Origin of the sequence: uncultured Dialister sp. (assembly GCF_900538805.1) — a bacterium.
Lineage (GTDB): Bacteria > Bacillota > Negativicutes > Veillonellales > Dialisteraceae > Dialister.
Genome location: NZ_UPZP01000025.1, coordinates 1 through 25543, shown reverse-complemented (window position 1 = coordinate 25543; position 25543 = coordinate 1). Strand labels below are relative to the sequence as shown.

The following is a 25543-nucleotide window of genomic DNA, read 5'->3' as shown; positions in this document are numbered from 1 at the left end:
TGGTAAGCTGGGGAAACACGTAACATTAGGCTCCTTCCTCAGGAAGGAGGCTTTTACACTTCGTCATGCAGCATTGGAGAAACAAAGGTAAATCCCATAATGCCTTGTTTCCCCTTGAGGGGAACGCTGCGCAGCAGCAAAGGGTGTACGAGGTCACAAGTCGGAATGATACTCAATGCTGAACTGACCGCCAAACGGCGGCCTTCCCGCCGACTGGTATTTACTGACGGTTTTGTTACTTGGGCTTCTTACCGAGATCCTTCGCTATCGCTCAGGATGGTCGGTCGGCCAAATAAAAGGAAGGTTCTTTAATGTGCAGGCTAAGGGCCAACTTTGGCCGACTCGCGCATTCTATGCAGAATGCGCGCAATGTCCGGCGGGAATGTAAGAACGTAACGCAGGCTCCTTCCTGGGGAAGGAGCTGGGCGAAGCCCTGAGGATAGGTCCGATAAATTCTTAGCAAAGACCTGACGCCCCTATCCTCCGACGCCTAACGGAGCCCCCTTCCTGTGGAAGGGGGCTCTGGCTGTTCGTCATGCAGCACTGGAGACACAAAGGCCAGTCCCGTAACGCTGACTTCATGCTCATCGCCCGCAGGGCGTTACCACCCCCTTTTGAACCCTCTGAACCCTTTGAACCCTTTGAACCTTTGGTACATCCCCATTTCACCTTGCCATCGTCATTCTCATTTGCTAAAATAAAAGCTACGGGTTTTACTTACATTTGACAATGATATCCGTGTATATATTATTATTTCAAGGTAGTTTGCAGCAGGAGGAAAAATGGCAGATTTAACAGCCCTGATTCTGGCTGCCGGACAGGGGACCCGCATGAAGTCCGCTTTGCCGAAGGTTCTGCACCGTGTGTGCGGTGTGCCTATGGTGAAGCAGGTGATCCGGGTGGTACGGCAGGCCGGTTTTGCAAAGTGTGTGGTGATTACAGGATTTAAGGAAGAGCTGGTGCGCAAGGACCTTGCCGGAGAGGATGTGGATTTCGTCCACCAGGCGGAGCAGCTTGGCACGGGTCATGCGGTGATGCAGGGGGCTCCTCTTTTGACGGACCGGGAGGGGTATGTGCTTGTGATCTGCGGCGACACCCCTCTTCTTCGGAGTGAAACGATTTCATCCCTGGCGGAAACCTGCCGGAAGGAAAATGCTTCGGCAGCGGTATTGACGGCGATGCTGGACAATCCCTTCGGCTATGGCCGGGTGCTTCGGGATGAGAAGGGACAGATGACGTCCATTGTGGAGCAGAAGGACGGCACGCCGGAGGAGCTGGCGGTGCATGAAATCAACACAGGTACCTATGTGTTCAAGGCAGGTCCTCTCCTGGACGCGTTGAAGAAAATCGACAATAAGAACGCCCAGGGCGAATATTATCTGACCGACGTATTTGAAATCATGATCCGCGAAGGACAGAAGGTGATTCCGGTGGCGGCAGAGGATGCGGATGAGACCATGGGTGTCAATTCCAGAATCCAGCTGGCAGCGGCTGACCGGGTGCTCCGCCTCCGTAAGGCAGAGGAGCTCATGGCGAAGGGTGTTTCCATTATTAATCCGGAAAATACCTATGTGGAGCAGGATGTGGAGGTTGGACAGGATACAGTTCTTTATCCCGGCACCATTCTTGAAGGAAAGACGGTGATTGGGAAAAACTGCGTCATCGGCCCCGATACCCAGCTCACCGATGTAACTGTGGGAGAGGGCACGCACCTCAACCGGGTATACGCCCATGAATGCACCATCGGGAATTTTGATGAAATCGGACCTTTCGTCCATCTCCGCCCGAATACGGTGCTTCATGACCACATTAAAATCGGCAATTTCGTAGAAGTGAAGAATTCCACCGTCGATGACGGCACCAAGCTGCCTCACCTGATTTACTGCGGTGATTCGGATCTGGGAAAAAATGTGAATTTCGGCTGCGGCACGGTGACCGTCAATTTCGACGGAAAGGAAAAGCACCGCTGCCAAGTGGACGACCATGCCTTCATCGGCTGCAATACGAACCTGGTAGCGCCGGTGCATGTGGGCGAAAGGGCTTTCACCGCCGCCGGCTCCACCATTACCAAGGATGTGCCTGCGAAAGCGCTGTCTGTAGCAAGGGCCCGCCAGACGAATATTGAGGGCTGGGTGAAGGAAGACACCTATAAGGATTGATTTCCTTGTAAAATCTTATTTTTCACTGTTAATTTACCGGCAAACTGGTATATAATAAAAACATAGGAATAGTGGATGATGGGATCGTATCCACAGACCATGGAAAAACTTTTTACACTTTCACATTGGAAGGAAAGGGAGAGGCAGCAAAATGGACATGGAAGACACTTCTAAACTGAAGATTTTTACAGGAACAGCACACCCGGCACTGGCCAAGGAGATTTCCGACTACATCGGCGTGCCGCTGGGAAAGGCTATCTGCGGACGTTTCAACAATGGCGAAATTCAGGTCATGATTAACGAAAGTGTCCGCGGCAAGGACTGCTTCATCATCCAGCCTACCGGAGCACCGGTGAACGATAACCTCATGGAAATGCTTATCATGGTGGACGCACTGAAGAGAGCTTCCGCCCGTCACATTACGGTGGTGGTACCATACTACGGCTATGCCCGTCAGGACAGAAAGACCAGAGGCCGTGAACCAATCAGTGCTAAGCTGGTGGCAGACCTCATGTCCACCGCCGGTGTCACCCGCGTGGTGACCATGGACCTCCATGCAGGCCAGATTCAGGGCTTCTTTGACGTACCGGTGGATCACCTCATGTCTGCATCCCTTCTGGCGGACTATGTGAAATCCAAGAACCTGGAAAACCTTACCATCGTTTCTCCGGACCTTGGCGGTGTGACCCGTGCCCGCGAACTGGCCGACAGAGTGGGTGCGCCCATTGCCATCATTGAAAAACGCCGTCCGGAACCGGGCGTGGCCAAAGTCATGAATATCATCGGCGATGTAAAAGACAGAAACTGCTTCATCGTAGACGACATCGTAGATACCGCCGGCTCCCTCTGCGAAGGTGCGAAAGCCCTTGCTGAATACGGCGCAAGAGGCGTGTATGCTGCCGTATGCCATCCCGTACTGACCGACCCGGCTACCGAAAGGATTAAGAATTCCAATATTAAGGAACTGATTGTTACCAATTCCCTGCCTATCCCGAAAGAAAAAATCCAGGACAAGCTTACTGTCCTCTCCATCGCTCCGCTCCTTGGCGAAGCTATCCTCCGTATTTTCCACGATGCTTCCGTAAGCCAGCTCTTCGATAAATAATGAAGATTATTGCAGGACTTGGAAATCCGGGAAAAGAGTATGAGCACACCCGTCACAACATGGGCTTTGACGTCATCGACGAACTGGCCCGCCGCTGGAAGGTGACCCTCTGGAAGGAGGACATGAAGGCGGAAATCGGACAGTCCGTGGTGAACGGGGAAAAGGTGCTCCTGGTGAAACCACTCACCTATATGAACAACAGCGGAGAAGCGGTAGGGGCCATTGCCCGCTACTACAAGGTGGACCTGGATGATATCTATATCATCTGCGACGACCTGGACCTTCCGCCGGGAAAGACAAGAATCCGTAAAAAGGGCGCCTCCGGCGGCCATAACGGCATCAAATCCCTCATCGCCCATTTGGGCAGTGAAAATTTCAACCGTTTCCGCATCGGCGTAGGCCATCCCAAAGACGGACACACAGTGGTGGAACACGTACTCAGCCGTCCCTACGGAGAAGATATCCAAAAAATTGAAGACGCAAAGATTCACACCGCCGACTCTATTGAAGCGGCACTGAAATATGGCGTGGACCATGCCATGAACGCCTTCAACCCCAAAAGAAAAGGATAACGTATGAATCAAAGGCAGTTTCTACATAGGAAACTGCCTTTTTTATGGAAGGAGACTATATGAAAGGAACCCTCATCGTACTGGAAGGCATCGACGGAAGCGGAAAGGAAACCCAGGCATCCCTTCTGGAAAAGAAATTGAAAGAAAAGGGCAGAGAAGTCATGCATATTTCTTTCCCCGACTACAAAAGCCCTTCGTCTGCCCTGGTAAAAATGTACCTTAAAGGAGATTTTGGTAAAAACCCGGAAGACGTAAACCCCTACGCCGCCTCCCTCTTCTACGCGGTGGACCGCTTTGCGTCGTACCGCATGAAATGGAAGGATTTCTATCAAAAGGGAGGCATCATCATTGCCGACCGCTACACCACCAGTAACATGGTACACCAGATGACCAAGTACGAAGACAAGAAGGCGAGGAAAGATTTCCTCTCCTGGCTGGAAAAAACGGAATATGAGGAACTGGAGCTGCCAGTGCCGGATCTGGTTATCCTCCTCGACATTCCCCTTGGAGTTTCGGAAAATCTGGTAAAAGAAAGGGCCCGGCAGGGGGGCTCCATGGATATCCACGAGCAGCACCTGGACTACCTTAGAAAATGTCATGATGCCTATCAGGAACTGGTGAATCTCTACGGCTGGAAACGGATTCCCTGCACAGAAGAAGGAAAACTTCGGACCATAGAGGACATCGGGGAAGATGTGGAAAAGGCAGCGGCGGAAGTGATGTGAGGCACGCCCTGCGGGCGTAGGGTTCAGAGGGTTCAAAAGGTGCAGAAGGTTCAAAGGGTGGTGGTAGGCGCCTTTTAATTTATAGAAGGCGCCGGAGTTTTATACTCAGTACCACCTTTTGGCAGACTGGGGTTTAACGTCCAGTTGTCTTAAGGCCTCAAGTACTAAGATTCTTCACTTTTTTAGAAAGATGAGTCGAGGTGGGAAGGCGATTCCGTAACGCTGGCTATAAAACTTCATCATCGCCGTCAGGCGATATCATCCCCTTTGAACCTTCTGAACCTTTTTGCCATGCCCCTTGAGCGAAGCGAACACAACCCTTCTATACAACCGGCGGGCCCTATGGGCCCGTCCCCCTTTTTGTGCCTGATGGCACCACCTTTCCCCGCAGGCGGTGGCACAATGGCCCTTGTCTTTCCTGCGCAATCTGTTATAATAATAAAGAATTTTGAATCTCTTCAGGGCGGGGTGCAAGTCCCCACCGGTGGTACAGCCCACGAACCTTTTTGCAAGGTAGGTCTGGTGAAATTCCAGAGCCGACGGTATAGTCCGGATGAAAGAAGAGTGGATATGGTTATGTCATCCACCTCCCTGGAAGAAAGGAAGGTGGATTTTTTGCGTATCGATGAAGATAGAAAATTTATGGCCCGGGCGCTGGAGCTGGCTGTCCGCGGCATGGGCCATGCCAGACCGAACCCCATGGTGGGCGCGGTGATTGTCAAGGACGGACGGATTATCGGGGAAGGCTGGCATGAAAGGTTTGGCGGCCCCCATGCAGAGGTGAATGCCTTTGCCCACTGCACCGAGGACCCCGCCGGAGCTACGCTCTATGTGACGCTGGAGCCCTGCAGTCATTACGGGAAGACGCCGCCCTGCGCGGACCTCATTATTGAAAAGGACATCGACCGGGTGGTGACGGCCATGGTGGACCCGAATCCCCTGGTTTCCGGCAAGGGCATCCGCCGCCTTCGGGATGCAGGCATTTTTGTCACCGTCGGCGTCATGGAGAAGGAAGCACGAAAGCTGAATGAGGTGTTCCTGAAATATGTGACGGAGCACAAGCCCTTTGTGCTGTATAAAGCGGCCATGTCCCTGGACGGGAAGACGGCCTGCCATACAGGAGATTCCAAGTGGATTTCATCGGAAGATTCCAGAGAGGAGGTTCATGTGCTCCGTGGCTGCTATAAAGGCATCATGGTGGGCGCCGGTACGGTGATTGCCGATAACCCCCTTCTTACGGCCCGTACGGAAGGCCTCGATGATCCGGTCAGGATTATTGTGGATGGAAATCTGTCGGTGCCTTTGAAGGCCAAAGTGTTCCAGGAGGAGGGAGATGTGATTGTCCTCACCACCACCTCTTCCGATGAAAAGAAGCGTGAAGAGCTTACCAAACTGGGCGTGGATATCATCATGACCGACGGCGATGAAAAGGGGAAGGTGGACCTTGATTCCGCTATGACTGGACTTGCCTTAAAGGGCATCGACGGTATTCTCCTGGAAGGCGGCGCCACCCTGGCATCTTCTGCCTTTGAAGCAGGCATAGTGGACAAGGTACGCATTTATGCAGCGCCGAAAATCATCGGCGGCGTGAACGCACCGGGCCTTATTGGTGGAGATGGCGCTTCGTCCATGAAAGAAGCGGTGAAACTGAAGGATTTGTCCACCGAAACCTGCGGAGGCGACCTGGTGATTGAAGCTTACGTGGACAAGGGAAAAAAGGACGCCGCCGACGAAAGGATTGACAGGCTGGAGGAAGAAGTAAAGGAAGGACCGGAGGCGGAGAAAGAAGCGCCCGCCGGTGATGGAAAGTAGCATGTTTACAGGAATTGTAGAAGAAATCGGCCACATCCATCATATTTCAAAAACGAGCCGTGCGGAAAAACTGGTGATTTCCTGTGAGAAGGTGCTGGAAGGAACAAAAATCGGAGACAGCATCGCCGTAAACGGTACCTGCCTGACGGTGACCGCCATGGATGGCACTTCCTTTTCTGCCGACGTGACGCCGGAAACCATGAGGCGCACCGCCTTTTCCCTTTTCCGCCCCGGCACGCCGGTGAATCTGGAAAGGGCGCTCCGCCTCGGAGACCGTCTGGGCGGCCACATCATGATGGGCCATGTGGACGGAACGGGCCGCATCCTTTCCATGAAAAAGGATGACAATGCAGTGAATATTTCTATTTCCACTGACCGGAAATGGATGCGCTATATCATAGAAAAGGGGTCCGTTGCGGTGGATGGTATCAGCCTCACCGTGGCGGGAAGAACGGAGAAATCTTTTTCCATTGCCCTCATACCCCATACGGGCAGTGAAACGGCTCTCCTTTTGAAACACCCGGGAGACCTGGTGAATCTGGAATGTGATTATCTGGGGAAATATGTGGAGCAGCTCCTGAAAGAAGGCCCGACAGAAGGTCTCACCATGGGCATGCTGGAAACTTTGGGGCATGGAGGACATTATGGATTATAAATTTGACAGTATTGAAGAAATTATAGAAGAAATCAGGAAAGGGCACATCGTCATCATGCAGGATGCCGAATCCCGTGAAAATGAGGGGGATTACATCTGCGCCGCTGAATTTGCCACGCCGGAAAATGTAAACCGCATGGCGTCGGAGGCCAAAGGGGTCATCTGCATGCCCATGTCCGAAGAAATGGCGGATTCCCTCTACCTGGGGCCCATGATTCGCCACAACACGGACAACCATCACACCGCTTTCCTGGAGTCCATTGATTACAAGGATTCCGGCACCGGTGTTTCCGCTGCGGCCCGTTCCATGACGGCCCTGGAAGCGGTGAAGGACGGCGCCAGACCGGAAGATTTCAGACGGCCCGGCCATCTTTTCCCGCTGAAAGCAAAGAAATGGGGCGTGCTGGAACGGCAGGGCCATACGGAAGCCACCGTAGACCTGGCCCGTCTGGCAGGCTTGAAGCCCGCCGGCCTCTGCTGCGAAATCATGAACGAAGACGGCACCATGGCCAGAAGAGATGACCTGTTCAAACTGGCCCATGAAAAGGGAATGAAAATCGGCAATATCCAGGAACTCATCGAATACAGGAAAAAGCATGAAAAACTGGTGGAAGAAGTGGCTAAAGCCAAAATGCCCACCAAGTACGGCCACTTTGAAATCCACGGTTTCGTGAACCTCATGAACGGCGAGCACCATGTGGCCCTCACCATGGGCGACGTATCCGATGGAAAGCCGGTGCTCTGCCGTATTCATTCCGAATGCCTCACCGGCGACTGCTTCGGCTCCCTTCGCTGCGACTGCGGCCAGCAGCTCTCGGCTGCCATGAAGCAGATTGCCAAGGAAGGAAGAGGCGTTCTGGTGTACCTCCGCCAGGAGGGAAGGGGCATCGGCCTCATCAACAAAATTCGTGCCTACGCCCTGCAGGACGAAGGCTACGACACGGTGGAAGCGAACCTGAAGCTGGGCTTTGCCGCAGACCTTCGGGAATACATGACAGGCGCCCAGATTTTAAAGGACCTGGGAATCTCCCATATCCGCCTCCTCACCAACAATCCACAGAAAATGGATGAAGTGAAGGATTACGGCATCACCATTACCGAAAGAGTGCCCATCGAAATCGCTCCTACCAGGGAAGATGAATTTTACCTCAAAACCAAGCAGGAAAAAATGGGCCATATGCTGAAGCTGGACAAGGAAATCGAAGAACCCAAGGCATGAGAATGGATTGGGACCGTGGTCGGGGTACCCAGCTGCGAACCCTTGCGTCCCCTTTAGGGGAAGAGGGCCACGAAGTGGCGAAGGGGTGCTCTACGGTAAGTGGCGTAAGTGGTCGGATTGGGGAGGCCTGGCGCTTCCCTGGCGAAGGATCTCGGCGCTTGGAGTAAGTGACTCCTCACTGTCCCACTGTCTCACCAGCCCACCAGCTTACTAGCTCACTAGCAAACTAAATAATAAAGGAGAACAAAATGAACGTTATTTCCGGACTTTTTAATGAAAATCAGATTCGTGTAGGCATTGTGGCTTCCCGTTTCAATGAAGTCATCGTTTCCAAACTCATCGACGGCGCGGTGGACGGCCTTTCCCGTCACGGCGTGGATATGGACAAGGTGGACCTGGCCTGGGTGCCCGGCGCCTTTGAAATTCCGCTGGCTGCCAAGAAGATGGCGGAAAGCGGAAAATATGACGCCGTTATCTGCCTGGGTGCAGTCATTCGCGGGGAAACGGACCATTATGAACATGTGGCAACGGAAGTGACCAAGGGCGTAGCCATGGCTTCCCTTTCCAGCGGCGTGCCTGTGCTTTACGGCGTGCTTACCACGGACACCATTGAACAGGCCATCAACCGGGCGGGCCTCAAGTCCGGCAACAAGGGTTTTGAATGTGCCATGGACGCTTTGGAAATGGCAAGCCTTTTCAAGAAACTGGATAAATAAGCATTTCATAAAAGCCATCGGGATAACCGGTGGCTTTTTCTTTGAAATTTCCTATGCAGGGATATGATATAATAATATGATAACGATTATAACAATGCATTAATCACAGGAGGAAAGTCGTGGAAGAAAAGCGGCTCACAGAGGAAAAATTCTACTTTACTTATACCTATGGCTGTCAAATGAATGAGAACGATACGGAACGTATCAACGGGCAGCTGGAGGATTTGGGATATAAGCCGGCGGAGAAGATGGAGGATGCGGACATTGTCATTCTGAATACCTGTGCCGTCCGTCAGAATGCCGAAGAAAAGGTGTACGGCAAAATCGGTGAAATCAAGAAGATGAAGGACAAGAATCCCCACCTGCTTCTCGGCATTGCAGGCTGCATGGCCCAGGAGAACAAGGGAAAGCTCATTGAGCGCATGCCTATCATTGATTTCGTCATCGGACCCTACCATATCCATGACCTGAAGGATATTATTTCCAGAGAAAACGCCCGGGGCGGCCATGTGGTGAAGACAGAGCGGAATCCCCACAGCGTGAAGGATTACAGTGAACTTCGGTCCGTCCGGAAGTCCAAAATCTTTGCCTGGATTCCCATTATGCAGGGCTGCAACAAGTTCTGCACCTACTGCATCGTCCCCTATGTGCGGGGGCGGGAAATCAGCCGCACCATCGATGATATCTGCCATGAAATCAAGGGGCTGGCAGAAGAGGGATACAAGGAAATCACCCTGCTTGGGCAGAATGTGAATTCCTACGGCCTTGATTTCAGAGATGGCACCAATTTCGGTGACCTTATCCGGGCCATTGATAAAATCGACGGCATTGAAAGGGTACGCTACATGACATCCCATCCCAGGGACATGACCTTCGACATGGTGGATGCCATGGCCGCTTCCCCCAAGGTGGTGCGCCACATGCACCTTCCCGTACAGCACGGCTCCAATGAAATGCTAAAACAGATGAACCGTGGCTACACCATCGAACATTTCAAGGAACTGGCAGCCTATGTGCGTCAGAAAATGCCGGACGTGGCTCTGACCACGGACCTCATCACCGGATTCCCGGGAGAGACGGAAGAAATGCATCAGGAAACGCTGAAGCTTTTGAAAGAAGTGCGCTTCGACTCCGCCTACACCTTCATCTATTCCCCCAGAACCGGTACACCGGCGGCAAGAATGGAAAACCAGATCGACGATGAAACCAAACACCGCCGTCTGCAGGAACTCATGGATACACAGAATGAAATTTCCCTGGCTCTCAATAAGGAAATGGAAGGAAAAACCTATGAAATCATCATCGAAGGTCCTTCCAAACAGGACGAAAGCCACTGGTTCGGCAGAACCTCCACCAACAAAATGATCCTTTTCCCCTATGAAGAAGGAATCCAGGTGGGAGATACCCGGATGGCCAAAGTAGACACCGCCCAGACCTGGGTGCTGAAGGGTGAACTTTGCTGATACGCCTTCGGCGTGAGATGGCCTGCTGCGCAGGCGAAGGTTCGTAGGGCACTTAAGGTGCGTAAGTTTGACGCGCCGATGGTGCGAGGGGTTTGGTAGGCGGCTGCGCCGCCAGTATGATAAAACCATAAAACATAAACCAAAAGAACGGGGTGATGACATGGCGAAAACGCCTTTGATGGAACAATACAAGCAGGTGAAGGACCAGTACCAGGACTGCCTTCTCTTTTACCGACTGGGCGATTTCTATGAGCTTTTCTATGACGACGCGGTAACGGCGTCCCATGAGCTGGAGCTCACGCTGACCGGTAAGAATGCCGGCGCCGAGGGACGGGTGCCCATGTGCGGCGTTCCTTTCCATGCGGCGGAGATTTATATTTACCGGCTCATCCAGAAGGGGTACAAGGTGGCTATCTGCGAGCAGCTGGAGGACCCGAAGAAGGCGAAGGGACTGGTGAAGCGGGATGTGATCCGTGTCATCACGCCGGGTACCATTCTTTTTGAAAATTCCATTGCCGACAAGTCCAACAATTACCTGATTTACATTATGGAAACGGAGAAGGAACTGGACGCCGTGCTTTCCGACGTGTCCACCGGCGAATGCTGGTGGGGCGTGTGGGATAAGAAGAAGGAAAGGGACGATTTCTTCGATATGCTTTCCGTCTATTCCCCGGCAGAGGCAGTATGCAGCGTGTCCGATGATTTCTATGGAAAGCTCACCGGTTTTGCGGCAGCCCGCCTGGGGGCCTGCCTCATGTCCCGGGCAGAGGGGGAGGAGGAAGGAAATCTTCCTGAAGCTGCTTCTTCCATTGAAAATGACAATGTGAAAACCCTGTTCCGACGCCTTGACGCTTATATCCGGGATGTGATGAAATCGGATGTTTCCGTATTTCATTCGGTCCTTCCCATCCGGGAGGACCACACCCTGACCCTTTCGGAGGAATGCCTTCGCAATCTGGAAATTACAAGAAATATGAGGGACGGAAGCCGGAAGGGCACGCTCCTTGAACTTTTGGATTATACCCACACCGCCATGGGTGCCCGGCTTTTGAAGCGGTGGCTGGAGCGGCCTTTGACAGACGTGAACCGCATTATCCTCCGCCAGGACGGCATTGAGGAGCTCACAAACCATATGACTGAGCTCACGAACCTGGAGGACATGCTGTCCCAGGTCTTTGATTTTGAGCGCATCCTTTCCCGTATCGAGGCAAACTCCACGTCCCCCAAGGATTTGCTGGCATTGAAGGCAAGCCTTCGCATGATTCCGGAAATCAAGAATCTTCTTTCCGGCGCCGGCTCTGTGATTCTGAAGAAAATCAATGCCCAGATCGGCATGCACGGCCCGGTGTTTGACCTGCTGGATCGTTCCATGAATGAAAACGGCACAGGCAATGTGCGGGACGGAAAGTACATTAAGGAGGGCTTTTCCGCAGAACTTGATGAAGTGAGGTCTCTTTCGGAAAACAGCCAGCAGTACATTGCGGATTTGGAGGAAAAGGAAAAGGCAAAGACCGGTATTAAGCTGAAAATCGGCTTCAATAATGTATTCGGCTACTATTTTGAAATTTCCAATGCCAATAAGATTCCCATTCCTCCCTACTACATGAGAAAGCAGACCCTGGTGAATGCGGAACGCTACATTACGCCGGAGCTTAAGGAATTTGAAGCCAAGGCGCTGACAGCCAAGGAAAAGACGGAGGAGCTGGAACTTAAAATCTATCAGGCGGTGAAGGCGGAAATCCGGCCGGAAATTCCGGATATGCAGAAAACCGCAAGGGCCCTGGCGGCGCTTGACTGCATCGCAAGCCTGGCCAGAGCTGCGCTGAAGGACCATTACATCAGGCCAAGGATTACAAACAGCCGGGAAGGCCGGATTTCCATTAAAGACGGCCGCCATCCCATGGTGGAGCATGCGCTGAAGCGGGAAATGTTTGTACCCAACGATACGGAACTCAACCATAATGACCAGGAAATCCTTGTGATTACGGGCCCAAACATGGCCGGCAAATCCACCTACATGCGGCAGGTGGCGGTTTTGACCATCATGGCCCAGACGGGGTCCTTCATTCCCGCCAGAAGTGCCTCTTTCTCGCCGGTGGACCGCATTTTCACAAGGGTAGGCGCCACCGATGATATTTCTACCGGCCAGAGTACCTTCATGGTGGAAATGCAGGAGGTGTCCCATATCCTTCGCCACGCCACCAGAAACAGCCTCATCCTTCTGGATGAAATCGGCAGGGGCACCAGCACCTACGACGGCATGAGCATCGCCCGGGCGGTGGTGGAGTACATTGATGAGAAGATTCACGGTTTCACCCTCTTTGCCACCCATTACCATGAACTGGCGGTGATGGCCGATACAAGCAGCCACATTAAGAATTACACGGTTTCCGTGAAGGAAAGGGGAAAGGAAATCACCTTCCTCCGCCGCATCGTTCCCGGCTGCGCTGACAGGAGCTACGGCATCCACGTGGCCCGTCTGGCAGGACTGCCGGAATCTCTTTTGAAGAGGGCCGATGAGATTTTGGAAGGCCTGGAGGAGGAAGGAAACCATCCGTCCCCTGTGAAAGCGGCGATGCCTTCCGAGGGGCCCATGGGCTTTGACCTCTTCACATCGCCTATTATTGATGAACTGGCCAATATGGACGTCATGAGCAAGACCCCCATTGAAGCCATGGAAATTCTATTCCGCTTGAGTAAGGAAGCCAAGGAGGGCAGATAATGGCAGTTATTCATGTACTGGATGAAGTCACCGCCAACCAGATAGCCGCCGGTGAAGTAGTGGAGCGTCCGGTGAATGCGGTGAAGGAGCTGGTGGAAAATGCAGTGGACGCCGGCGCTTCTTCCATTGAAGTGGAAATCGCCGACGGCGGCATGACCTATATCCGTGTCACCGACGACGGCTGCGGCATGACGGAGGAGGATGCGAAGCTTTCTGTTATCCGCCATGCCACCAGCAAGATTTCCTCTGTGGACAATATTTACCATATTGCTTCCCTGGGATTTAGAGGTGAAGCACTGCCCAGTATTGCCTCCGTTTCCAGAGCCACCATCACCACCCGGCGCCATGAAGATGTTGAGGGCACGGCGCTTGAAATGACCGGCGGCGAAATCACGGAAGTGAAGCCTGCCGGTGCCCCTGCGGGCACCACGGTGGAAGTACGGGACCTTTTCTACAATGTGCCGGCCCGGAAGAAATTTCTAAAATCGGAGCGCACCGAATCCTCCCGTATCAACAGTATGGTGGGAAAACTTTCCCTGGCAAATCCGGACATTGCCTTCCGCCTCATCAATAATGGCAGAACCGTCATTGAAACACCGGGAAACGGCAGGCTGGTGGATGTGATTTCCGCCCTTTACGGCACGAAAACTGCCGGAGAAATGCTTCCGGTGGAAGAGGAGGGAGAAAATATTGCCCTGGAAGGTTTGATTTCCAAACCCTCCCTTTTAAAGAGCAGCCGCCAGTACCAGACCATCATTATCAACCGAAGGGTGGTGGAAAGTGCAGTGGTGTCCAAGGCCGTGGACAATGCCTACCATTCCCTGCTGCCGAAGAACGGCTATCCCCTCATGGTTCTTTCCTTCCAGGTGCCGCCGGAAAGCATTGATGTGAACGTGCACCCCCAGAAGAGGGAAATCAAATTCTCCGATGAGCAGACCGTGTTCCGCCTGGTATACCATGGCGTACTTGGCACCCTTACCTCCCAGTCCACCGCCGACACCATTGCCAGGGAAATGATTCATGACCCCGGCCATGAGGTGGTGGAGGAAAAGGATTTCAAGCCCGGCTCCATCAGGGTGGAAGATAAGCCCCTTGGCAAGCCGGATATTGGCCTTTCCGAGGAAACAAGGCCGAAAACCTCCTGGGGCGAGCCGGCCCCTTCCTATGAGGGCAGGCAGGAAAAGACAGGTTCCTATACCGTAGAAAAAAGGACGCCTGCCTTTACGCCGGATATGGAAAAGAAGGAACTTTTCACGGACCGTTCCGTTTTCGAAGACTATCGGAAGGAAGAACCAAGGCGGGAGGATTTGAAGGCAGAGCCACTTTTTGAAGAGGAAAAGCAGGAAGATCCGGTGATCCCCCTGGGGCAGGTATCGGACTGCTTCATCCTCTGCCAGCACGGTAAGGACCTTCTCATCATCGACCAGCACGCTGCCCATGAAAGGGTGCGCTACGATCATCTGGCGGAACGGGCGGAGGGCATTCCGGTACAGGAAATCCTGATTCCCTACCTCATTCATGTGGACAGCGGGGACGTGGACCTTCTCGCAGACCATAAGGGTGACATAGAGCGCCTTGGCATTACCTTTGAACAGGCAGGGCCCGATGTGATCCGCATCACCGGTGCGCCGGAGGATCTGTCGGCTGCGGAAATGGAAAGGGTGGTGGGAGATATAGTGAAGGCCTTCCATGAAAAGGACGTGCCTTCGCCGGAAACCATGCGCCACCGCATGATGGCCTATGCTGCCTGCCGGGGTGCCATCAAGAGGGGAGATCCCCTGAACATCCGGCAGATGAAGGAACTGATTCACGACCTCTTCCATACGTCCCGCCCCTTCGTATGTCCCCATGGAAGGCCGACTATTGTGAAATTCACGCCCGGTGAATTGGGAAGGCTTTTCAAACGGCCATGAACATGGGAGTCACCACCATCAGGAATTACAGCCGCTCCGTAAGGGAGGAGGCAGAGGAAAGGGCCAAGGCCCTCTCCCTTCCCTATGTGCCCCGGGAAGGCACTTTGGAAGACATGGCAGAACGATTCCACATGGACGGTTTTCTCATATATGGGAAAAGACAGCCTTCTTTCTGGACAGGAGGGGAGGAATATCGTTTCCATCTGGGCACCGCGGTGCTCCGCACAACCCAGCTGGAAAGGGGAAATAAGGACCGCCTCTGCCGCCTCCTTCCGGAGGAAAGGCCGCTTTCCGTGCTGGATGCCACCTTCGGACAGGGCGGCGATTCCACTGTGATGAGCTGGTTTCTGGGAAAAGAGGGGACCGTCACTTCCCTTGAAAAGAGCACCGCCCTTTATGAAATCGGACGGGCCGGACTGTCATCCTTTGATGGAGGCAGTGAAAGGATGACAGAAGCCCTTCGGTCCATCCGCCTTCTTCATGAGGATTTCCGGAGCTTCCAGCAAAAAGCGGAGCCCAAAAGCTTTGATGTCATCTACTTTGACACCATGTTCCGCGCTCCCGTGAAAAGGGAAGTGAACCGCATGGAAGGCTTCCGGAGGGCCGCTTCCTATGACCGGCTGGATGAGGAAATTCTGAAATTGGCTTTGCATATTGCAAGGAAAAGAATTATAGTAAAAGAAAGGCCCTTTTCACCTTTATTTCAAAACAGTCTCTTTTCTTCCGTCCATTCCCACAAAGGACAGTCCACAGCCTACGGGGTGATTGATTTATGACAAAAGACAAACTCATCACCATCCTGGGCCCCACGGCTTCAGGAAAGACGGACCTGTCGGTGTATCTGGCAGAAGCACTGGGGTCATCCATCATTTCCGGCGATGCGTTCCAGATATATAAACACATGGACATCGGCACCGCCAAAGTGACAAAGGAAGAAGCCCGGGGCATCCGCCATTTTCTGGTGGACGAACTGGAACCATGGGAGCCCTACTCCGCCGCCGATTTTCAGGAAAAGGCCCGGAAAATCATTCATGCGGAAAATGAAGCGGGACGGATTCCCATCCTCTGCGGAGGCACAGGCCTCTATATCCAGGGGCTCCTTGAGGGCTATACCTTTCTTCCCAAGGGGGAAGGAAGGAAAAAGTTTGAAAGGATACTGGAAGAAGAGGGAAGGGAAGGCCTGGAAAACCTCCTTCGGAAGAAGGGGGAAAAGGACATTCCTTCCGACGCCCAGCGCATGATACGGAAACTGGAACTTTTAGAGGCGGGAGAAGGAGAAAGGGCGCCTTTGAAATCCGATTCTCTCCTGTATGACGGTCCGGTCATAGGAATTGCTATGGACAGAGCCGTTTTATATGATAGAATAAATAAGCGAGTCCACCGCATGATAGAAGCAGGACTCCCGGAGGAAGTGAAGAAACTCCTTGCCTCCGGACTTTCTGAAAAAGCACAGTCACTCAAAGGAATCGGCTACAAGGAAATGATTCCGGTGGTGAAGGGAGAGCTTTCTCTTGAGGAAGGGGAAGCGCTGATTCAGAAAAATACCCGGCACTTTGCCAAAAGACAGCTGACCTGGTATAGACGAATGCCATATATTCACTGGGTGGAACGAGGCCCATCAGAGGAAGACATATGGTACAGGGAAATCAAGGCCTATGTCATTTCATATTTCGGAGGAGAAACAAGATGGAAGGAAAAATGAATCTGCAGGACACATTTCTGAACGAAGCCAGAAAGGAAAACGTTCCGGTCAGTATATTCCTGATGAACGGCGTACAGCTGAAGGGAAAGGTGAAATCCTTCGACAGCTTCACCGTGCTTCTGGTGAGCGAAAACCGCTCCCAGCTGATTTACAAGCATGCTATATCTACAATTCAAAGGATCTGAGAACAACAAATGAATAAGAAACTTGAACAGGTACAGAAAGAGGCGCTCGCTCTTTGTGCGCCTGTTTTTCATGAAATGGAAGAGATTTCCCTCTTCAACACGGAAAAAGTATTAACCGCATTCAGAAAACACCACCTGTCTGCCTACCATTTTGCTCCCTCCAACGGCTACGGCTACGGCGACCCGGGACGGGAGAAACTGGAAGAAATCTGGTGTGACATATTCCATGCGGAAAGCGCCCTGGTAAGACCCCACTTCGTATCCGGCACCCACGCCCTGGCTACGGTGCTCCTGGCCCTTCTGGAACCCGGCGATACCCTGGTTTCCGCTGTCGGCGCTCCCTATGACACCATGGAAAGCGTTATCGGCATTACCGGCAATGCGCCGGGAAATCTGATTTCCAAAGGCGTCCACTATAAGGAAGTGCCCCTCAAAGGGAATACCTATGATTTGGAAGCCATTGCCAATGCGGTGGATGAAAACACGAAGCTCGTGGAAATCCAGCGTTCCCGGGGGTACATGCTGAGGGACTCTCTCTTCCCAGACGATATTAAGAAAATCATCGATACCGTAAAGGCAAAGAATCCGAAGGCCATCTGCTTTGTGGATAACTGCTACGGTGAATTTACCAATAAAGAAGAACCCATCGAACTGGGCGCCGACATTACCGCCGGTTCCCTCATCAAGAATGCCGGCGGCGGCCTGGCACCCACCGGCGCCTACATCTGCGGCAGGAAAGACCTGGTGGAACTCTGCTCCTATCAGTGGACCGCCCCCGGCCTTGGCGGGGAAATGGGCTCCTACGCCGCTTCCTACCGTCCCTTCTTTGAAGGCCTCTTCCTGGCTCCCCACATGACAAGACAGGCCATGATGAGCGCTGAATTCTGCGCTGCCGTCTTCAAGCTCATCGGCTTTAAGACAAGCCCCGAACCGGGCCACCTTCGCACCGACCTCATCACCACGGTGACACTGGATTCGGAAGAAAATATGTGCCGCTTTGCGGAAGCCATCCAGAACTGGTCTCCCGTAGACTCCGACGCTACTCCGGTGCCGGGACCCATGCCGGGCTATGTGGACCCCATCCTTATGGCAGCAGGCACCTTCGTCCAGGGCTCCACCATTGAAATGTCCGCCGACGGCCCGGTGCGTCCACCCTACGTCATGTACTTCCAGGGCGGCCTCACCTTCGAATCCGCCCAGCTGGCCATCATGGGAGCAGCGGAAAAAGTGCTGGAGGCACAGGGGAAACTGAGATAAGAGTGAGAAGATAGAAGTTAGACGATAGATGATAGATGGTAGAGCGACAGATGTCTGCTGGCTGCGGGAGCGGGATGGTATTCGGAATGTCGGGCCGGTCATGGGATGGCCCCTTGAGTCGGTCATTCTGAGCGCCAGCGAAGAATCTCGGTACATGCCGCGAATGAGTGTGATGTTGTCCATGCAGGGGCCTGGTACTCACCTTCCCGCTGACCGGTATGCATCTACAATCCCATTATTTACCATATTCTTATCGAAATCATTCGCCGGACCATGCAGAATGAGTGGGAAGGCAATCCCTTAACGCTGGCTTCATACTCATCGCCGTCAGGCGATACCTTCCCCTCGGCCCAAAGGGCCGTCGCCCCCTTGAGCGCCAGCGAACGCAACCCGCCGCCGAAGGCGGCTACAACCTTCGGGGCCGGAGGCCCCGTCAACCTTCCCCCTCTGAACCCTTTGAACCAGCCCGCCCGTGGCGGGCCGAACCTTCTGAACCTGGGCCGCACTGCGGCCCCATTTCATAAATTAAAATGACGAAAAGGCTTAACAAATCATTTCATCTGTGCTATAATAACTTTCGTCATGGGGCTATAGCTCAGTTGGTCAGAGCGCTTCGCTCACATCGAAGAGGTCTCCGGTTCGAACCCAGATAGTCCCACCATAAACCCGCATGGAGCGGGTTTTTTTATGCCCTGAAAAGGGGAGTTCGTGGTATAATAAGTTGGCTAACCAATGTAGACATAAGGAGGATATTATGATTACCGGAGATATTCATCATCTGGAAGCCTATGAAAAGCAGCTTCCGCCTTTTATTCGTCAGTGCCTTTCTGCCATCAGGGATTTTGATTTCAACTCCGTTTTGGATGGGAAATATGAGCTTTGCGGCTGCACCATGTCCGTAGAATCTCCTGCTACGGAACCGGAGGAAGAGAGGAAGCTGGAGGGGCATAAAAAGTTTATTGACATCCAGTTTGAAATCAAGGGCAGTGAAGAATGGATTGGGGTGGAGTCCATTTTTGATTCTCCCCGGGCCCTCGAATCCTACGAAGACAGGGATTTGTATTTCTTTGAATCCCATAGGGAAAAGGAATCAAAGGTATATTTCACGGAAGGACGATTTGCGGTCTTTTTCCCGGAGGATCTGCACCGTCCGCTTTGCCAGGGGAGAAAGGGAAAGGAAATTCTCAGAAAAGCGGTGATGAAAGTTCCGGTGGAAAAAGTGCAGTAATGCCGGCATTTTTTCCTATATTGCCACAAAGTTATCTTAGGTAAACATGTTCTTTTTGATTGACTAATAGTCAATTATCTGATATCATAAGAACAATTCAAAAGAGCAGGATAGTTTTAATTTGCCCAAATCTGCTCCACCATCTTTTCAAGGGGGTTACGTATGAAATATAGAAAATTGGCTGCCGCAGTTATGGCAGCAGGGCTTCTTTTGTCCGGCGGAGTCTTTCTAGGCGGCTGCGGCTCTTCCCAGCAGGCAGCGGGGCAGAAGCAGACTATCAAGGTTTCCACATTTAAGCCGTTTAAGTCAGATACTCCCATTATGAGAGAGTATACAGGCTCTATTATGGCACTGCAGGAAGTGCCGGTCCGTTCCAAGGTATCGGGCACGGTAATGGAAAAGTATATTACCGGCGGCCAGCAGGTGACGGAAGGCCAGCCTCTCTATCGTCTGGATACGAGAAATTATAATTCCCAGTTGGCCAATGCCCAGGCCCAGGCTGCCCAGGCATCTGCCAATTATGAAAATGCAGCCACCGATTTGGCCCGCTATGACCAGCTCATCGCAGCCGGTGCCATTTCCCAGAAGGTTTATGATAACCAGAAAGCAGCGGTTGATGCCTACAAAGGGGCTGTGGATGCAGCAGAGGCACAGGTAGCCATTGCATCCACCAATCTCGGGGATACCATTGTGACTGCTCCCTTTAACGGCAAGCTGTCCATGGATGATGTGAATATCGGCACCTTTGCCACCGCCGGAACCACATCTTTAGTTACAATTTCTTCTTCAGACCCCATTTATGTACAGTTTGATATGTCTGAAAATGAATATCTGTCTTTGAACAAGAGTCATGATGGACAGGATCCCTCGGGCCTTGGAAACAGTCTGAAACTCCGTCTCTCCGATGGCTCCATTTATGGGGAAACCGGAAAAATCGTGCAGGTAAATCCCAGCATGTCCGGCGGACAGCTTTCCATGAAGGCTTCCTTCCCGAACCCCGATAACCTCCTGGTGCCGGGCATGTATGCTGCTGTGGTTTCGGATAATGAAATCGCCAAGGGCTCTCTCCTTATTCCCACCAAAGCACTGGTACAGCTCCTGAACAAGGATATCGTAGACGTGGTGGTGGATGGTAAGATTGCTCAGAAAGCAGTCAAAGTGGGTGGAACCTATGGTATCTACACTATTATTGAAAGCGGCCTTGATGAAAATGATGTGATCGTTGTGGACGGTCAGAACAAGGTACAGGTAGGCCAGGCCGTCGATACGGAAGAAACGACCAAAGACAAGCTGGAACAGGATGCCAGAGATTCTGTCAAGGGCCAGAGCGGCACTGCTGCAAAGCAGTAAGGAGGACCTATGGCTAATTTCTTTATTAAGCGTCCTATCTTTGCTATCGTTGTGGCGCTGGTGGTTTCCATTGCAGGGTTCCTTGCCATATTTTCCCTGCCGGTGGACCGCTACCCGCGCATTACACCGCCCCAGGTTTCCGTAAGAGCCACCTATCCGGGCGCTGATGCGGAAGTTGTGGCACAGACGGTGGCCGAAGTCATCGAAAAGAACGTGGTAGGCGTTGAAGGCTTCGAGAGTATGAACTCCAACAGTAACTCCAACGGTTCCTATTCCTTAACGGTACAGTTCGCCATGGGCACAGATTCTGACCTGGCCACTGTCCGCGTACAGAATGGTGTTACTGCTTCTGATGCAGGCCTCCCTGATACGGTTCGTAATATCGGTGTCACCACGAGGAAATCTTCCGGTGATATGGCCCTGGTAGTGAGCTTCTATTCTCCTAACGGCACCTACGATAAGAACTTCCTGAAAAACTATTTCAGCATGAACTACCTTGATGAACTGAAGTCCATCAAAGGTGTCGGTACAGTACAGGAATTCGGCTCTGACTTCGCCATGCGCATCTGGATGGACCCCACCAAGATGGCGCAGAACAATATCACCGCTGCTGAAGTTATTTCTGCGGTGACAAGCCAGAACCAGCAGATTGCCGCCGGCAACATCGGCGCACCGCCGGTTACAAAGGACCAGCCCTTCCAGTACGTCATCACCGCCAAAGGCCGTCTGGTGACTGCTGAAGAATTCGGCAATATCGTACTTCGCACCAACAGTGACGGCAGCCTCCTTCATCTGAAGGATGTAGCCCGCACGGAACTGGATGCGAAGGATTACAACTTTATTTCCAGAGCCGGCAACTATGAAACTTCCGCTGTGGCCTTCTCCCTCACCGATGATGCCAATGCTGTGGAAACCATTGGCGCCATCAAGGCAAAACTGGCAGAAGATGCCAAGTCCTTCCCTGATGATATGAAATATGTCATCAATATGGATAACACGGACTTCATTTATGCTTCCATCAAGGAAGTGCTCCATACCTTCTTCGAAGCACTGATCATTGTAGCTATCATCGTGTATATTTTCCTTCAGAACTGGAGATCCACACTGATTCCTATGATTGCGGTGCCTGTATCCCTCCTTGGTACCTTTGCTTCCTTTGAAATTCTTGGATTTACCATTAATACATTAACCCTTTTCGCCATGGTGCTTGCCATCGGGCTGGTTGTAGATGATGCCATCGTAGTTATCGAAGCGGTGGAATACGAAATGCGCTACAACAACATGAACCCGAAGGAAGCTACGGTAGCGGCCATGCAGAAGGTGCAGAGCCCGGTTATCGGCGTCGCCGTGGTACTGGCTGCCGTATTCGTGCCGGTTGCCTTCCTTGGCGGCATTATGGGTATCCTGTACAAACAGTTTGCCCTGACCATTGCCGTTTCCGTCATTCTCTCCGCATTTACTGCCCTGTCCCTGACACCGGCACTCTGCGCCGGCCTCCTGAAACCGGCTAAGAAGAAAGCGGATAAAGGAAGAATCGACCGCATGTGGGACCGCTTCAATGACGGATTCGATCGTATGGTGGAATGTTATGGTGTGGTGCTGCAGAAACTGGCTCATGCCATCTATGTACCTATCGGTGTGCTTTTTGCTCTCTTCATTGCGGCAACCTTCATGTTTATCAAGCTGCCTACGGCCTTTATTCCCCAGGAAGATAACGGTTTCTTCCTGAATGCTATCCAGCTGCCGGAAGGTGCAGTGAATGTAAGGACTGCCCAGTATCTAACGGAGTTCCTGAAATACATCGGCGAAGATCCGGCCGTTGAGGTAACCCAGGGCGTGGTAGGCATGGATATCCTTTCCGGCGGCCAGAAGCCGAATGCCGGTCAGTCCTTTGTAAAGCTAAAACCCTGGGATGAACGTAAGACCAAGGATATGCAGCTGGATGCGGTGATGGCTAAAGCCTTTGCCTTCAATGCTACCCATCCCGGCGTCACCCTGATGGCACTGAACCCACCGCCTATTCCGGGCCTCGGCAACTCTGGCGGCTTTACCCTCTATATCCAGAATAAGAGCGGTGATTCCAATGAAAATATGCAGGCTGTTATCGGAAAATTCCTGGCTGCTGCGAACCAGCGCCCGGAAATCCAGATGGCCTACACCACCTTCCGTATGGATACCCCGTCCTATAACTTCGATATTGACAGGGATAAGGCAGCCAAAAACGGTGTTAATGTGAGCGATATCTTTACAGCCCTTCAGGCCTACTACGGCTCGGTTCAGATTAACGATTTCACCATTTATGGACGTAACTTCAAAGTTGTGGCCCAGGCTGATACCCAGTACCGCATGAGTCCAAACGACAACAAGTTCCTCACCGTAAAGGACAACAAGGGCAATATGGTACCGATTTCCAACTTCATTACACCTAAGAAATCCAATGCCATTGCGGTTATTACCCGTTATAACAACTTCCCTGCCGTCAAGATCGGCGGCAGCCAGGCAGCCGGCTATTCCTCCGGCCAGGCACTGGATGCACTGGAACAGGTCGCAAAGGAAACCCTGCCAAACGGCTATGGCTATGCCTTTGCCGAATCCTCTGCCCAGGAACGTGAAGCCGGCGGCAAAACCATTTATGCACTGGCTTTGGGTATGCTCTTCGTATTCCTGTCCCTGGCAGCACTTTATGAAAGCTGGAAGGTGCCTTTCTCCGTTATCCTTGGTATCCCCACAGGTTTCTTCGGAGCCTGCCTTGGCGCCTTTGCTTTCAATGTGTACAATGATATTTACTTCCAGATCGGTCTTTTGACCATCATCGGTCTGGCGGCGAAGAACGCCATCCTTATCGTAGAATATGCGAAAGTCCGTGTGGACCACGGTATGGAAGTAGTGAAGGCCTCCATTGAAGCCTCCAAGATTCGTCTCCGCCCGATTCTCATGACCTCCCTGGCCTTCATTCTGGGCAACGTGCCTCTGGCCCTGTCCACCGGCGCCGGTTCCAATTCCCGCTCTGAAATGGGTATTGCCGTAGTCTTCGGCGTGCTGTCGGCCACTTTCTTCCAGATTTTCATCGTTCCCATGCTCTTCATCGTCATCGAAAGAATCCACGGGTTCAGAAAACCTAAGAAACCGGTCACAGTAGATGAATAATATCTAACGAAAAAGCCTCCTTCGGGAGGCTTTTTTGATGGGGAAGAGGTTGGCAGATGTCATAAATGAGATGACAGATATCAGACGAAGAAATCATCGAAATAAAAAATTAATCTTCCTCTTTGTTGCCGAAGCGAGAAATTCCTTAGGTTGGAGGTTCATTGCAGGATATGGTATAATACAATCTATATTAGTATTGTATTGCTTTTCAGGAGGCCGGCTATGGAGAGAAAGAAAATTCTTCGTGTATCCGCTGCTGCAGAAATGAAAAATAGCATATCGAGGGAAATCCATACGGGGGGTAAGTAAGGTTTCCCCACTCCCTATTATTGTGCCCGGTTATGGAGGTTTGCACCTCCAAATCGGGCTTTTTGCGTGTCTGGATTTGACGGGGGAGTAGAAAGTGGGAAATCAGGTTTGTGACAAAATCATCATTGGGGCTGGATTATATGGACTGTATGCCGCATTATTCTGTGCCCGCCGCGGTGAACGGGTTATCGTACTGGAGTGGGATAGTGCGCCTTTTAAACGGGCAACCTTTATCAACCAGGCTCGGGTGCATCAGGGATACCATTATCCACGTTCACTCTCTACGGCCATGAAGTCCGCTGGGTATTTCACGCGGTTTAATCAGGACTTTAGTTTCTGCATCTACCGTTCCTTCAAGCAGATTTACGCTACGTCCAGCCAATATTCATGGTCTGATGGAGAGCAGTTTATGAAATTCTGTCGCGCAGCAAATATACCCTGTGAGGAAGTGCCTGTATCCCGCTTTTTCCAGGAGGGCGAATGCGACGGAGCTTTCCTTACGAGGGAGTATACCTATGATGCAAAAGTCCTTTGTGATTTCTACTTGGAAAAACTTTCAGAGTTTCCGGACACTGTGGAAATCCATTATGATGCCCGCATTGTTTCCATTGAAAAGAGCACTGATACGTATCTGGTGGAAATGGAAGATGGCGCGACATACGAGAGCGGTTTTATCCTCAATGCCACCTATGCGGGAACGAACCAGATTAATACTATGCTTGGCTTTGAGCCTTTTGGTATCAAATATGAACTTTGCGAGATTATTCTCTGTGACGTGAATGAAAAACTTCACGATTACGGTATTACCGTTATGGATGGACCATTCTTCTCCATTATGCCCTTCGGTATGACGGGAATGCATTCGCTCACTGCCGTTTCCTTTACGCCTCATACGACCTGCTATGAACCGCTTCCGCAATTTGACTGTCAGAATGGTGTAGAGAGATACTGTACGCCCAGGCATCTAGGCAACTGTAATGACTGCCCCCATAAACCTTTGACTGCCTTTCCATATATGGCTAATCTGGCAAGAAAATACATGAAACCGGAATTTGCTTTCACATACAAACAATCGCTTTACTCAATGAAACCCATCTTGATGAGCTCAGAAATAGATGATTCCCGTCCTACTGTGGTACGAGTTTACTCAAAACAGCCCACATTCGTAAGTGTGCTCTCTGGAAAGATTAATACGGTATATGACTTAGATGAGGTTTTGACTGATGGACAAATTACATAAGGAACCTTGCCGTCCAAACGTTCAAAAGCACGTGAAGCTGCCTTCCACTGCTCTTCACTAGTCT

General features: G+C 51.9%; 19 protein-coding genes, 1 tRNA gene and 1 riboswitch. All 20 genes read left to right on the top strand.

Annotated features, from left to right (window positions below; all coding sequences use genetic code 11):
- Window positions 1-782 precede the first annotated feature (782 nt).
- The 20 genes from glmU to QZQ29_RS03830 all read left to right on the top strand — a co-directional run bounded on the left by glmU (window position 783) and on the right by QZQ29_RS03830 (window position 25479).
- The gene (gene glmU / locus QZQ29_RS03925; RefSeq protein WP_296959929.1) at window positions 783-2159 is read left to right on the top strand and encodes a bifunctional UDP-N-acetylglucosamine diphosphorylase/glucosamine-1-phosphate N-acetyltransferase GlmU; all 1377 of its coding nucleotides are present in this window, start codon (window positions 783-785) and stop codon (window positions 2157-2159) included.
- A gap of 151 nt (window positions 2160-2310) precedes the next feature.
- Entirely contained in the window at window positions 2311-3264 is a 954-nt protein-coding gene (locus QZQ29_RS03920; RefSeq protein ID WP_296959926.1) for a ribose-phosphate pyrophosphokinase, read from the top strand.
- Entirely contained in the window at window positions 3264-3836 is a 573-nt protein-coding gene (gene pth / locus QZQ29_RS03915) for an aminoacyl-tRNA hydrolase (RefSeq protein ID WP_296959922.1), read from the top strand. The genes QZQ29_RS03920 and pth overlap by 1 nt, the downstream gene beginning before the upstream one ends.
- A gap of 59 nt (window positions 3837-3895) precedes the next feature.
- Entirely contained in the window at window positions 3896-4561 is a 666-nt protein-coding gene (locus tag QZQ29_RS03910) for a deoxynucleoside kinase (protein WP_296959919.1), read from the top strand.
- Between the two features lie 450 nt (window positions 4562-5011).
- A riboswitch (FMN riboswitch) is annotated at window positions 5012-5130 on the top strand.
- 1 nt (window position 5131) lies between these two features.
- The gene (gene ribD, locus QZQ29_RS03905; RefSeq protein ID WP_296959916.1) at window positions 5132-6373 is read left to right on the top strand and encodes a bifunctional diaminohydroxyphosphoribosylaminopyrimidine deaminase/5-amino-6-(5-phosphoribosylamino)uracil reductase RibD; all 1242 of its coding nucleotides are present in this window, start codon (window positions 5132-5134) and stop codon (window positions 6371-6373) included.
- Window position 6374: 1 nt separating this feature from the next.
- Window positions 6375-7028: a riboflavin synthase gene (locus QZQ29_RS03900; protein ID WP_296959914.1), complete on the top strand. Its 654-nt coding sequence runs from the start codon at window positions 6375-6377 to the stop codon at window positions 7026-7028.
- Entirely contained in the window at window positions 7018-8247 is a 1230-nt protein-coding gene (locus tag QZQ29_RS03895; RefSeq protein ID WP_296959912.1) for a bifunctional 3,4-dihydroxy-2-butanone-4-phosphate synthase/GTP cyclohydrolase II, read from the top strand. Before QZQ29_RS03900 ends, QZQ29_RS03895 begins: the two co-directional genes overlap by 11 nt.
- Before the next feature lie 248 nt (window positions 8248-8495).
- Window positions 8496-8963 (top strand): 6,7-dimethyl-8-ribityllumazine synthase, encoded by a 468-nt coding sequence (ribE, locus tag QZQ29_RS03890; protein WP_296959909.1) that lies wholly within the window; start codon window positions 8496-8498, stop codon window positions 8961-8963.
- Between the two features lie 119 nt (window positions 8964-9082).
- The gene (miaB, locus tag QZQ29_RS03885; protein ID WP_296959906.1) at window positions 9083-10426 is read left to right on the top strand and encodes a tRNA (N6-isopentenyl adenosine(37)-C2)-methylthiotransferase MiaB; all 1344 of its coding nucleotides are present in this window, start codon (window positions 9083-9085) and stop codon (window positions 10424-10426) included.
- 160 nt (window positions 10427-10586) lie between these two features.
- Window positions 10587-13148 carry a DNA mismatch repair protein MutS gene (gene mutS / locus QZQ29_RS03880; protein ID WP_296959905.1) on the top strand — a complete coding sequence of 854 codons (2562 nt, stop codon included), beginning with the start codon at window positions 10587-10589 and terminating at the stop codon, window positions 13146-13148.
- The gene (gene mutL, locus QZQ29_RS03875) at window positions 13148-15061 is read left to right on the top strand and encodes a DNA mismatch repair endonuclease MutL (protein ID WP_296959902.1); all 1914 of its coding nucleotides are present in this window, start codon (window positions 13148-13150) and stop codon (window positions 15059-15061) included. Before mutS ends, mutL begins: the two co-directional genes overlap by 1 nt.
- Window positions 15058-15837, top strand: a complete 780-nt coding sequence (locus QZQ29_RS03870; RefSeq protein ID WP_296959899.1) for a class I SAM-dependent methyltransferase — start codon at window positions 15058-15060, stop codon at window positions 15835-15837. The genes mutL and QZQ29_RS03870 overlap by 4 nt, the downstream gene beginning before the upstream one ends.
- Window positions 15834-16763 carry a tRNA (adenosine(37)-N6)-dimethylallyltransferase MiaA gene (miaA, locus tag QZQ29_RS03865; protein ID WP_296959896.1) on the top strand — a complete coding sequence of 310 codons (930 nt, stop codon included), beginning with the start codon at window positions 15834-15836 and terminating at the stop codon, window positions 16761-16763. Before QZQ29_RS03870 ends, miaA begins: the two co-directional genes overlap by 4 nt.
- Entirely contained in the window at window positions 16748-16948 is a 201-nt protein-coding gene (gene hfq, locus QZQ29_RS03860) for an RNA chaperone Hfq (protein WP_008859355.1), read from the top strand. The genes miaA and hfq overlap by 16 nt, the downstream gene beginning before the upstream one ends.
- A gap of 9 nt (window positions 16949-16957) precedes the next feature.
- Window positions 16958-18205 carry a methionine gamma-lyase family protein gene (locus tag QZQ29_RS03855; RefSeq protein ID WP_296959887.1) on the top strand — a complete coding sequence of 416 codons (1248 nt, stop codon included), beginning with the start codon at window positions 16958-16960 and terminating at the stop codon, window positions 18203-18205.
- 584 nt (window positions 18206-18789) lie between these two features.
- A tRNA-Val gene (locus QZQ29_RS03850) sits at window positions 18790-18866 on the top strand.
- A 93-nt stretch (window positions 18867-18959) separates the two neighbouring features.
- A complete protein-coding gene (locus QZQ29_RS03845) occupies window positions 18960-19433 on the top strand; it encodes a YhcH/YjgK/YiaL family protein (protein WP_296959885.1) in 474 nt (157 codons plus the stop codon).
- A 162-nt stretch (window positions 19434-19595) separates the two neighbouring features.
- Window positions 19596-20783 carry an efflux RND transporter periplasmic adaptor subunit gene (locus tag QZQ29_RS03840; RefSeq protein WP_296959883.1) on the top strand — a complete coding sequence of 396 codons (1188 nt, stop codon included), beginning with the start codon at window positions 19596-19598 and terminating at the stop codon, window positions 20781-20783.
- Between the two features lie 9 nt (window positions 20784-20792).
- Window positions 20793-23930, top strand: a complete 3138-nt coding sequence (locus QZQ29_RS03835) for a multidrug efflux RND transporter permease subunit (protein WP_296959880.1) — start codon at window positions 20793-20795, stop codon at window positions 23928-23930.
- 403 nt (window positions 23931-24333) lie between these two features.
- The gene (locus QZQ29_RS03830) at window positions 24334-25479 is read left to right on the top strand and encodes an FAD-dependent oxidoreductase (protein WP_296959878.1); all 1146 of its coding nucleotides are present in this window, start codon (window positions 24334-24336) and stop codon (window positions 25477-25479) included.
- The last annotated feature ends 64 nt before the right edge of the window (window positions 25480-25543 follow it).